The 11,351-nt window shown below is 67.1% G+C and carries 7 protein-coding genes; 6 read left to right on the top strand and 1 reads right to left on the bottom strand.

Annotation, left to right across the window (positions count from 1 at the left end):
• Nucleotides 1–16 precede the first annotated feature (16 nt).
• The 3 genes from ku (at nt 17) to LuPra_RS07035 (ending at nt 2,456) form a co-directional block, all read left to right on the top strand.
• Nucleotides 17–874 (top strand): non-homologous end joining protein Ku, encoded by an 858-nt coding sequence (gene ku / locus LuPra_RS07025; protein ID WP_157898844.1) that lies wholly within the window; start codon nt 17–19, stop codon nt 872–874.
• 323 nt (nt 875–1,197) lie between these two features.
• Nucleotides 1,198–2,034 carry a TerC family protein gene (locus LuPra_RS07030; RefSeq protein WP_234800769.1) on the top strand — a complete coding sequence of 279 codons (837 nt, stop codon included), beginning with the start codon at nt 1,198–1,200 and terminating at the stop codon, nt 2,032–2,034.
• Nucleotides 2,031–2,456, top strand: coding sequence for a DUF6526 family protein (locus LuPra_RS07035; RefSeq protein WP_110170092.1), 426 nt, complete (start codon nt 2,031–2,033; stop codon nt 2,454–2,456). The genes LuPra_RS07030 and LuPra_RS07035 overlap by 4 nt, the downstream gene beginning before the upstream one ends.
• A 22-nt stretch (nt 2,457–2,478) precedes the next feature.
• Here the strand turns inward: LuPra_RS07035 and LuPra_RS07040 are convergent, their stop codons facing one another.
• Entirely contained in the window at nt 2,479–3,369 is an 891-nt protein-coding gene (locus LuPra_RS07040; RefSeq protein ID WP_110170093.1) for a hypothetical protein, read from the bottom strand.
• 121 nt (nt 3,370–3,490) lie between these two features.
• Between LuPra_RS07040 and LuPra_RS07045 the strand changes: the two genes are divergently transcribed.
• The 3 genes from LuPra_RS07045 to LuPra_RS07055 all read left to right on the top strand — a co-directional run bounded on the left by LuPra_RS07045 (nt 3,491) and on the right by LuPra_RS07055 (nt 11,237).
• Nucleotides 3,491–6,241, top strand: a complete 2,751-nt coding sequence (locus LuPra_RS07045; protein ID WP_162271314.1) for a protein kinase domain-containing protein — start codon at nt 3,491–3,493, stop codon at nt 6,239–6,241.
• A gap of 38 nt (nt 6,242–6,279) precedes the next feature.
• A complete protein-coding gene (locus LuPra_RS07050; protein WP_110170095.1) occupies nt 6,280–7,530 on the top strand; it encodes a tetratricopeptide repeat protein in 1,251 nt (416 codons plus the stop codon).
• Nucleotides 7,531–7,673: 143 nt separating this feature from the next.
• The gene (locus tag LuPra_RS07055; protein WP_110170096.1) at nt 7,674–11,237 is read left to right on the top strand and encodes a TonB-dependent receptor; all 3,564 of its coding nucleotides are present in this window, start codon (nt 7,674–7,676) and stop codon (nt 11,235–11,237) included.
• The last annotated feature ends 114 nt before the right edge of the window (nt 11,238–11,351 follow it).

Below are 11,351 nucleotides of genomic sequence, written 5' to 3' on the forward strand. Positions count from 1 at the left end.
TGCAAGCGAGAGAGCCATGGCAGCACGAGCAACGTGGAAGGGACATCTCAAGCTGAGTCTGGTGACGATCCCGATCCGGGTATTCCCGGCGACGGACGCGCACGCGACGATCAGCTTCAACCAGCTCCACGAGGTCTGCCAGACGCGTATCCAGCAGAAGAAGTGGTGCCCGCATTGCGAGCGCGAGGTCGCCAACGGCGAGATCGTGAAAGGTTACGAGTTCTCGAAAGGGCGCTTCGTGACTGTCACCGAGGAAGATCTCTCGAAGGTGCGTCCCGAGTCGACGCGTCTCATCAACCTAACGCAGTTCACCACCGTCGATCAGATCGATCCGATCTACTTCGAGCGGCCGTACTACCTCGCGCCGGATGGCAACGTTGCTGCCGAGGCGTTCGCGGTGATCCGTGAGGGGATGCAGGGCAAGGCAGGCATCGGCAAGCTCGCGCTCTACGGCCGCGAGTACATCGTCGCCGTGCAGCCGCGCGAGAAGGGGCTGGTGATGTACACGCTGCGCTCGGCCGACGAGGTGCGCAGCATGTCGCAGATCGAGGAACTGGAGAACGTGCCGGCGAAGCTGAAACCCGAGGAGGTCAAGCTCGCGCAGCAGGTGATCGGGACGTTCGAGGGCGACCTGGACATCAAGAGCTTCCACGACACCTACCAGGAGGCATTGCGGAGCCTGATCGACGCCAAGGTCTCCGGCGAGGAGATCGTCGAGACCGAGGAAGAAGCGCCGGCCAAGGTCGTGGACCTGATGGAGGCCCTGCGCCGTAGCCTCGAGACCGTCAGCGCCGGCAAGAAGACTCCCGCCAAGGCCACCTTGAGCTCCGGCAAGTCGGATGCGACCGCGAAGAAGACCAGGAAGCGCGCATAGTCATGCCTGATGCCTGATGCCTGATGCCTGACGACCAATGCCTAGCGGCTGAGGCGTGGCGCCTGACGAACGCCGAACGCCGAACGCTGAACGTCGAACAGGCTGACGGAAGAAGGTCGAAGGTGAAGGTAGGTAGGGCCGGCTCTCCTTGGGCGCCGAAGCGCGCAGCGCCAAGGTGGCCGAGCCCGCCCACGCCCACGCCGACTCCCGACGCCCGACTTCCGACTCCCGATCCGGGATCTGCGATCTGCGGTCCGCGATCCCCGTCCCTGTACAATCTGAGGTCCGCGCGCGAATGACACGCGCGGACGAAAGGACGTGTCGTGATCGAGTCGTTGACCGCCGTGTGGCCCGAGATGCTCGCGCTGAGCGACGTGGCCCCCGCGGCTGCCGCCGCACCTGTGGCGCCCCTCTGGAGCGTCGCAAGCCTGATTTCGCTGGCCACGCTCGCCTCGCTCGAGATCGTGCTCGGCATCGACAACGTCATCTTCATCGCGATCCTGTCCGGCCGGCTGCCGAAGGATCAGCAACCGAAGGCCAGAAAACTCGGCATCGCCATGGCTGTGATTTCGAGGCTGGCGCTCCTGCTCGCGATCTCGTGGGTGATGGGGCTGACGCGGCCGCTGATCGAGCTGGGCAGCACGGGCATCTCGGGCAAGCAGCTGATCCTGCTGCTTGGCGGGCTGTTCCTCATCGGCAAGGCCACCTACGAGATCCACGACAAGCTCGAGGGCGAGGAAGGACACCACGGTCCCGGCGGCAGCAAGGCTGGCGTGAGCCTGGCGGGCGTCGTCGCCCAGATCATGCTGATCGACATCGTCTTTTCACTCGACTCGGTGATCACCGCGGTCGGGATGACGCCGCACGTGCCGATCATGATGGTCGCGGTCGTGCTCGCGGCCGGCGTCATGCTGATCTTCGCCGGCCCGATCAGCGACTTCGTGCAGAAGCATCCGACGATGAAGATGCTGGCGCTGGCGTTCCTGATCCTGATTGGCGTGATGCTGGTGGGCGAGGCGTTCGGCCAGCACATCGACAAGGGCTACATCTACTTCGCGATGGCCTTCTCGGTCCTCGTCGAGCTGCTGAACCTGCGGCTGCGCCGCAAGAGCACGACGCCGGTGGTACTGCATCACTCGTCGATGCCGGGAGAGTCATGAGCGACCAGAACTACGCCAACCACGCCCATCGTCCGGTGCCGACCGTGATCGGCTTCGCCTGCTGGATCGTGGCGGTGGTCGGCTTCACCGCGATGGGGCGCGGCTACCCGTGGGGACCGAAGATGGCGTGGGCCGGCGTGCTGTTCTGCCTGCTGGTGCTGTTGTCGATCGGGCGTACGTACACGACCAAGCTGCAGGATCGCGTGATCCTCCTCGAGGAACGCCTCCGGGCCAGCGCGCTGCTCACGCCCGACCAGCAGCGCCGGTTCTCGCAGCTCTCGGCCAAGCAGGTGGCGGCGCTGCGCTTCGCGTCCGACGCGGAGTTCGCGACGCTGTTCGAGCAGGCTGTCTCGGGCAACATGAAGCCGGACGCGATCAAGCGCGCCGTCCGCGACTGGCGGCCAGACCCGCACCGCACGTAGGACGACCCAGAAATTTCAGCTCTCAAATTTCTGGTTTTACCGCGATGTCCTCGCTGGTGCTGACGTTGAACTTCTTGTAGTCGGAGAACGATGTCGTCGACTCGAGCGCGAACTTGCGGAAGATCAGCGTCTTGCCGACCAGCTTGTACTGGGCTTCGGCCGGCAGCCAGATCTCGTTGTTCACCAGCGTCCGGCGGAACGTGATCGTGCTGCCGCGTCGCATGCGCGCCAGCAGGCCGAGGCCGAAGGTGATGTCCTCGACGGCTTCGAGTTCGGCCCGCACCACCTGCCTGTCGGCTTCGTTCACCCAGGCCTTGCCGCGAATCTTCTTCAGGAACTTGCCCGCATCACTCCGGGTCCGGGCCCTGGGTCGCGGCGTCAGGCTGGTGAGGATGGTCGGTCGCCCGTCGAGGGTCTCGCGGCCGAGGATGGCGATCTGGTACACGGCGAAGACGTCGTCGATGACGTCCTGCTCCTCCTGCCGTTCCCGGGTCTTCTTCGCGAGCCGCTTCTGTCGCTGCGCCGGGGTCTCGACCCGGATCTGCTCCAACTGGTCGAGCACCGTCTTGCGGTGCTCGGCGTCACGACGCGCGAGGACCGCCGGCGAGAGCGGCACGTTGTCGACGCTGACCAGCCGCTTGTAGGTCTCGCCCGGGACTTCGGAGGGATAGACCTCGAACTCCCGCCACGGGCCGAACCGCACCTTGCCGAACTTGGTCACGTCCACGTCGCGGCGACGCTCGCGAAATGTGTACTGCCGCAGCAGTTCCTCGTCGGTCCTCAGGCCGGCCTGGACCTCGCGGACCAGTTGCTGGGTGTCCGGCAGCGGTGCTCCGGTCGCCTGTCCGGCGCGCGCGGCCGTGGACAACCCGGACAGGCCACTGGCGATGACGCAGGCCGTGAGGACCAGCACGGCGGTGACATGCCGGTGCGGTCGACGGCGAACAGGCAGGGCATCCATCTCCACGCCCATAGGACGCCTGGTCCGGCGCGGTGGTCGACTGACCTGTGCGACAATCAAGGCACTTTCGCGCATGCGCACTGATCGCGGGCTCACGGATCTGGCCGCTACGCTCGCCGATGGCCAGGCAGTGGACTGGGCCGCGCTCGAAGCCGAACTCGGCAGCGAGGCTGAGCGCGCGCTGTTTCGGCAACTCCGCGTGATCGCGGACATCGCCGAACTCCACCGCAGCATACCGGACGAGGATGGGCTCGACGAGTCCGCCCTGACCGCGACGCCGGCCGGCGACACCGAGCCCGAACCGGAACCATCCCGTGGGCTTGCGACGACCCCGGTCGGGGACGCTGCGGCGGCCGACGAGGTCGATCTCGGTACCTGGGGACCCTACCGCCTGCTTCGGGCCCTTGGCCCCGGCACGCTCGGCCGCGTCGTTCGCGCCACCGATCACCTGCATCGCGATGTCGTGATTCGTTTCCTCCCGACGCCGTCGGCACCGGAAGTGGCTGTGGCGTTTCTCGCGACCGGTCAGGCCCTCGCACGGGTCCGGCATCCCAATGCCGTCGAGGTCTACGGCGCCGAGCAACACGACGATCAGACCGGCCTGGTGATGGAGTTTGTCGACGGCCGCAGCCTCGACCAGGTCGTCGTCACCCAGGGCACGTTCAGCGCCCGCGAGGCTGCCCTCGTCGGATGGGAATTGTGTCGTGCGGTGGCGGCGCTGCATCGCGAAGGGCTCGCTCACGGGCTGCTCTCGCCCGACAACATCGTCCGCGAGGCGGGTGGCCGGCTCGTGCTGATGGATGTGTGGCCGCAGGGCGTGCCGATCGAGGCGCTCGACCTGGAGGCTGGCACGCTGCCGTTCCTGGCGCCGGAGGTGGTGTCTGGCGACCCGCCCTCGGGCCGCAGCGACATCTACGGCCTCGGGGTCGTGCTGTTCTACCTGGTGTCGGGTGCGTACCCGGTGAGGGCGTCGTCGCTCGGCGACCTCGCCGGGCACTACGAGCGTGGCGAGCGGACGCCGCTGGCCGATCTCCGGCCCGATCTGCCCGACGACTTCATTCGCATCGTCGAGCGGGCCTGCGATCCCGATCCCGACCGACGCTACTCGACCATCGCGGGGGTCAAGGAGGCGCTGTCGCGGACGCTCGGTTGGGACACCTGGACGCGAAAGCAGCCGGTGGTCACCGCCGCGATCGCCGACACGCCGTCGAGTTCGACGGCGCCACTGGCCCTGGCGACGCCCATCCCGACGGCGCCACCGCGACCGCCGACGCCGTACGGACTGGTCGCGGTTGCCGTCGCCGCGATCGCCATCGGCGGATTCGTGGCGTGGTCGCTGCTGCCGCGCATCACCGGTCTGCTCAGGCAGTCAGCGTCGCTGGGCGTGCGCGGCGCCGGGGCGACGACCGGGACGCCCGCCGAGGTCCGCCTGGCGCTCGGGAGTGCGACTGGGGCCGATCCGGCGTTGACGCCCCTGGTCATCGAGCAGCTCGCGCAGGACCTCAGTTCGTCGCCGCCGTTTCGGGTGATCGCGCCTGTCGCCGTCGAGCCGATGCTCGGTCAGCCGGCGGCGGCCATCATGCACGCCGTCGACGCCGACGTGTACGTGGACGTGGCGGTGACGCGCCGCGGCACCGGCATGCAGGCGCGCCTCGACGTCGTGCGCGCAGGCGGCCAGACGCAGTCCATCCAGGAGGCCATGACCGGCATCACGCCGTTGCGCGAGTTCACCGCGACGCTGACGCAGCGGGTGGTCACGGAACTGGCAGCGACCGAGCCAGGTACGCGGCCGACGCTGCGCACCGAACTGCCACTCGACAACCCCGAGGCGATGCAGGCCTACACCCTCGGGCAGGCGCGTCTGGGTCGCGGCGGCCGCAAGGAGGTCGAGGAGGCCGCCGAGTCGTTCCGCAGTGCGACCGAGGCGGCGCCGGAGTTCGTCCTGGCGTATGCGAAATGGGCCGAAGCGCTGCTGTCGCTGTACCGGCACAACGCGCTGAGGGCCGACGAGGCGCTGCCGCTGGCGCAGAGCGTGATCTCCAAGGCCTTGAGCCTGGACGATCGCAGCGCCGAGGCCTACGCGGCACTCGGGGATCTCTATGCGGAGCGGCACAACCTCGAACAGTCCGAGCGGCACTTCCGGCGTGCCCTCTCGCTCAACCCGAGCTGCGAGTACGCGCGCATCCGGTTCGCCATGTTGCTGGCGGGACGTGGCCGCGTGGAAGAAGCCGTGGAGCAGGTGGATCAGGCGCAGAAGCTGAACCAGCGGTCGTCGCTGCTGCGCGGCTACCTGGGCGCAACGCTGCACTACGCGCGCCGGTTCGACGAGGCGGCCCGCACGTACGAGACGTTGCTGCGCCTCGACTCGCAGTACACCGCGGCGCACATCGGCCTGTGCAAGGCGTACACCGAATTGCGGCGATCGGCCGAGGCATTGGCGGCCTGCCAGAGCGTCGGCGCCGAGCGAGCGGCGGAAGATCCGTTCGTCCAGTCGCAGCTCGTGAAGATCCATCACGACGCGGGACGTCCGCGGGAAGCGCAGCAGGCGCTGACGCAACTGCGTTTGCTTTACGATGCCCGGCCGACTGGCGACGGAGCATTCTGGATCGCGCTGGCTTACGTCAGCCTCGGCGATACGCCGCACGCCCTTGAGTGGCTCGACAAGTCGATCGATGCGAACTCGTCACGGCTGGCTTACGCACGTGTCGATTCGCGCCTCGATCCGATTCGCCGCGATCCACGCTTCATCGCCCGCATGGCGCGCATCGACAAGGGGACCCCGGTCGTCGACGACCCGCCGGCCCGCCCGCCCGCCAGCCGGTGAGTGCAGGCCCGGATTGGCGGGCAGAATGTGTGGCTCCCATGCCGGATTGGTGTCGAGCGCTCGCGGTTGGGACACTGCTCGGTGTCATGTGTGGGGCGCCTGGAGAGACCATCGCGGCCTGCACGCAGCAAGGGTCCGTGGCCGGGGCAGGCCCGGGCGTCGAGGTCAATCAGGGCGGCGGGAAGCCCGCTGCCTTCCGGCCTGAAGGCGCCGACGCGCGCGCGAGAGAGGCATACCGCCGGGCGCGCGAGTGGCAGGCCCGCGGGGACGCCGACGGCGCGCTGGCGCTCCTGTGGCAGGCCTCGGGTCTCGCGCCGGGCGATGCGGACATCCAGACGGCATTGGCCGAGGCACTCGAGCGTGTCGGTGCGCTCGACACGGCCATCGAGGCCTGGCGCGCCGCCCTTGCGGCACGCCCGGAGGATCGCAAGGCATCGCGCGGTCTGGTACTGGCGCTCGTGGCGGCTGGTCGCAGCCCCGAAGCGGTCACGCTGGCGCGCGCGGCCGCCGAGGCAGCGCCGAAGGACGCGGACGCCCTGTTCACACTGGGCCTGGCGCAATCGGAACAGGACGTGGAAGCGGCGCTCGCGACCCTCCGACACGTGCTCGCGCGAGCGCCGGATCACACGCTGGCCCGCTACAACCTCGCATTGCTGCTAAACCGTGTCGATCGGCGGGACGAGGCGATCGCCGAGTTGATGCGCGTGATCGCGCTCGAGGCGAGACCGGAGGCAAACTACGCGCTCGGCGTCGCCTGGTGGCACCGCGGCGAGGCGGCGCGCGCCACTGCAGCGTTCCAGGCTACGATTGCGCTCGAGCCGAGACACGCGGAGGCGTACCACAAGCTCGGCGTCGTTCGGGCGGCCGAGCGTGACTGGGACGGTGCCGCCGCGGCACTGCGCCGTTCACTCGCGCTGCGACCCGACGTGCCGGAGGTGCACGTCTCGCTGGCACGCGTGCTCAGCGCGTCTGGCGACGAGGCTGGTGCCCGGGCGCAGCTGGCTGAAGGCGAGCGACTGCGACAAGAGTCCGAGCGCGAACACGAAGCGCGCGTGTGGACGGCGCTCGGCAGTGCCCGGCTGGAGCACGGAGACGCCATCGCCGCGCTGGACGCCTTCCGTCGGGCCCTGGCCATTCGCAACACGTACGCGCCGGCGCACTTCCAGATGGGACGCGCCCTCGAACGGCTCGGCGACGCAGACGCTGCCGAGGGCGCCTACACGCGTGCGCGCCAGCTCAATCCCCGCCTCGTCCGAGGCTCACGGACCGCTCCCGAGCGCGTCCCGTGAAGCGCATCTGCGGTTCAGGTTGTCAAACCATCCGGCTCGGTGTATGAGATTGGTAGCTCAAGTCTAACCAATCTCAACGGTTCTGGCCTTGGCGCAGACCGGTCGAGGTTGATCTACGTTCGCGGCTCACCGGGGGAGGAACCATGTCGAGCGCGCAATGGATGGGGGGCGTGGTGTGTGCGATGGCGATGGTGGTGTCGGCGACGGCCGCCATTGCACAGGAATTCCGGGCCACGGTGAGAGGGCAGGTCGTGGATGCGAGTGGCGGCAGCCTGCCGGGCGCCATCGTGTCTGTGCAGAATGCCGATACCAAGGAGCTGGCCACCGCGGTCACCAACGACCAGGGCAACTACAGCATCCCGTTCCTGCGGCCCGGGCCGTACACGGTGACCGTGGAGCTCGAGGGGTTCCAGAAGTACGTGCAAAGCGCACTGCAGCTGGAAGTCGGGCAGACGGCCACGATCAACGCCACGCTCGGCGTCGGCGACCGGACCGAGGAAGTCACGGTCACCGCGCAGACCGTGCTCGAATCGAGCAACGCCAATCGCGGTGACGTCATCGACAACCGCCGCATCGCCGAGTTGCCCCTGCAGTCGCGCAGCCCAATCGCGTTGGCGACGCTGGTCGCCGGCGTGAACTACAACGCCCAGGCGGTCTACCTGCGACCGTTCGACAACGGTGCGCTCGCCGACTTCTCGATGAACGGCGGCGCCAACCGCAACAATGAGTTCCTGCTCGACGGCGCTCCCAACAACGCCAACCAGGACGGCAACAACATCGCGTACGTCCCGCCGGCCGAAGCCGTCCAGGAATTCAAGATCGCCACCAACACCTACGACGCCCAGTATGGCCGGAGCGCGGGCGGCGTCGTCAACATGTCGCTCAAGTCGGGTACCAACAGCCTCCACGGCGTCGGCTACGAGTTCATGCGCCGCAAGTGGCTCGACTCGAACTCGTTCCTCCTGAACTCCCGCGACGCGCCGAAGTCGGACCACTATCTCGACCAGTACGGCTTCAGCGTCGACGGTCCGGTCCGCATTCCCGGCCTTTACAACGGCATGAACAAGACGTTCTTCCTGTTCACCGGTGAGCGGTACCGGGAAGGCACGCCCGCGCCGCTGTTCAACACGACGCCGACCGAGGCCATGCGTCGCGGCGACTTCAGCGACTACCGCGATGTCAACGGCAACCTGATCACCATCTACGATCCGGCGACCGGCCGCAACGTCAACGGTACGTGGGTGCGCGACCCGTTTCCGGGCAACATCGTTCCGGCGGACCGGATCAATCCGGTGGCTCGCGAAATCATGCAGTACTACCCCCTGCCGAACAACACGACCGCCGGCGTCGCGCCATGGCAGCAGAACCTCGGGTACGCCGACCAGGTCAACAGGGACGTGTTCTGGAACTGGGTCGCCAAGGTCGATCACAACATCAACGCGAACAACCGGACGTTCTTCCGCTGGGCGGAGAACGAGCGCAACGAGTTGCGCAACACCTCGCCCATCCGAAGCGGACCCGCGCAGGACGGCCAGCTGCCGCTCATCCGCGCCAACCGCGCCATCGTCGGCGACTGGGTGCACATCGTGGGCGCTGGCACCGTCCTGAACCTGCGCGGCAGCTACACCTACTACCTGGAACTGAGCCGCTCGGATGAAGGATTCGGGTTCGATGCGACCCAGCTGGGCTTTCCGGCAAGCCTCGTGGATCAGTTGCCGCAGCAGATATTCCCGCGCGTGAACATGGCCGAATACGTCCAGTTGTCGCGCGGCCAGGGCGAGAACCGCAACGACATCTGGTCGATTCAGCCGAACATCTCACTGACGCGTGGGCGCCACAACATCCGCGCCGGCCTCGATTTCCGCAGCACGCACAAGGCAGGTCGCAGTCTCGGCGAGGCCGGCATGCGCTTCGACTTCAACCGTGGGTTCACGCAGCGTGAGTTCAACCGCGCTGATGTGCTGTCGGGAAGCTCCTTCGCGTCGTTCCTGCTGGGAGCCCCGTCCGGCGGGGTGGTGGACAACAACCTGCTGCCCGATTACCGCTGGACGTACGCCGCCCCATGGATCCAAGACGACTGGAGGATCACCGATCGCTGGACGGTGAATGCCGGCGCCCGTTGGGACTACAGCAGTCCGTTGAGCGAAGAGGAGAACCGGCTGAACTACATTTTCGACCCCTCGATTGCGAACCCTGCGTCGTCGCGCATCGACCAGTCGCGATTCCCTGGTTATCAAGTGCAGGGCGGCCTGACCTTCGTCGATGTCGACGGCAACCCGGAACAACCCTGGGAACTCGATCGCAACAACGTGCAGATCCGCCTCGGCACTGCGTATCACCTGAACGAAAAGACCGTCGTGCGCGGTGGCTACGGACGCTATTACCTCAATCCGACCGGTCAGGGCCACAGCCAGGGTTTCAGCATCCAGTCGACCCTGGTCCCATCTCTCGACGATAACCGTACGCCGACGTATGCGCTCGGCAATCCGTTTCCGAATGGTGTGGACCAGCCCGCGGGCAACTCGCTCGGTCCGCTGACGTTCCTCGGGCGGAACCTGTCCTACGCCAACCCGGAGTTCGTGGTTCCGAAGGCAGATCACTTCTCCGCTGGCGTCCAGCGACAACTGCCGTGGGGGATGACCTTCGACGTGAGCTATGCGGCGAGCCGGTCGACGCAGCAGGAAAGTGAGTTCCGCGGCATCAACGAGCCGGGTCGTGACCTGCTCGATCGGTGCGACGTCACGAAGGGCGGCTCGCGAGCGCTCTGCGACGAGCAGCTCCCGAACCCGTTCTACCAGGTGCCGGGCTTCGAGGGGACGGCACGGTTCACGAGCCCCACGCTGTCCCGGTTCGAGTTGAGCCGTCCATTTCCGGCGTTCGGAACCATCTTCGAGACCCAGCGCAACGACGGCACCATCAACTACCACTCGCTCCAGTTCGTGGCCAACCGGCGTTGGGCGAGGGGCCTGGTCGTCAGCGGCAACTACACCTTCGTTCCCAAGTTCGAGCAGATCGGCGCATCGTCCGGCTGGACGCAGTCCGCGCCGGAAATCGGCGGGCTCAACGCGTTCATCGATCCCAGCACCAGGGAACTCGTGCGTGGCCCGTACTGGACACACCGGCGTCACCGCATCTCGATCTCGGGAGTGTACGAGTTCCCCTTCGGCGAGACGCGCACCGGCCTGATGAAGGTCCTGCTCGACGGGTGGTCCGTCGCCCCGATGTTCCTCTATCAGTCGGGGCAGCCCTGGCGGATCCCGCAAAACACGGAGGTGGTCGGCGACCCGTCGCTGGATCCCACCAAGGACGGTCAGTTCATCTACGGCGTGCAGCCCTGCGTGGGGCAGCGCAACGCGTCTGGCGGCTATACGCTGTTCGCCTACTCGGTGAATTACGGCTGCACGGAGCCGTTCTTTCTCGTCCGCGAGCCATACCAAGCGCGCACAGCGCAGGTCGTCGACGACCGGATGCGCCGCCCGGGCTACTGGCAGCTCGACCTGAACTTCGCCAAGACGACGCAAATCACCGATCGCATACGATTCCAGCTGCGCGTCGAGGCGTTCAACGTGTTCAACAGCCCGATGTACGACGAGCGCGACTACACACGCGACACCGCCTCAGACGACTTCGGCCGTATCAACCGCAACATCCAGGGGCAGTCGAACTTCCAGCGGGTCGTCCAGCTCGGGTTCCGGTTGGTCTTCTAGCCGGCCCTGCGTACATGACCGCCGCACGTCAAGGGCCATGAACCACAATCGCTTGGCCTACAGCCTACGTCCTGCCGCCTACCCCTCCGGTAGGCTGTAGGCTATGGGCCGTAG

It is taken from the genome of Luteitalea pratensis (assembly GCF_001618865.1).
GTDB lineage: Bacteria > Acidobacteriota > Vicinamibacteria > Vicinamibacterales > Vicinamibacteraceae > Luteitalea > Luteitalea pratensis.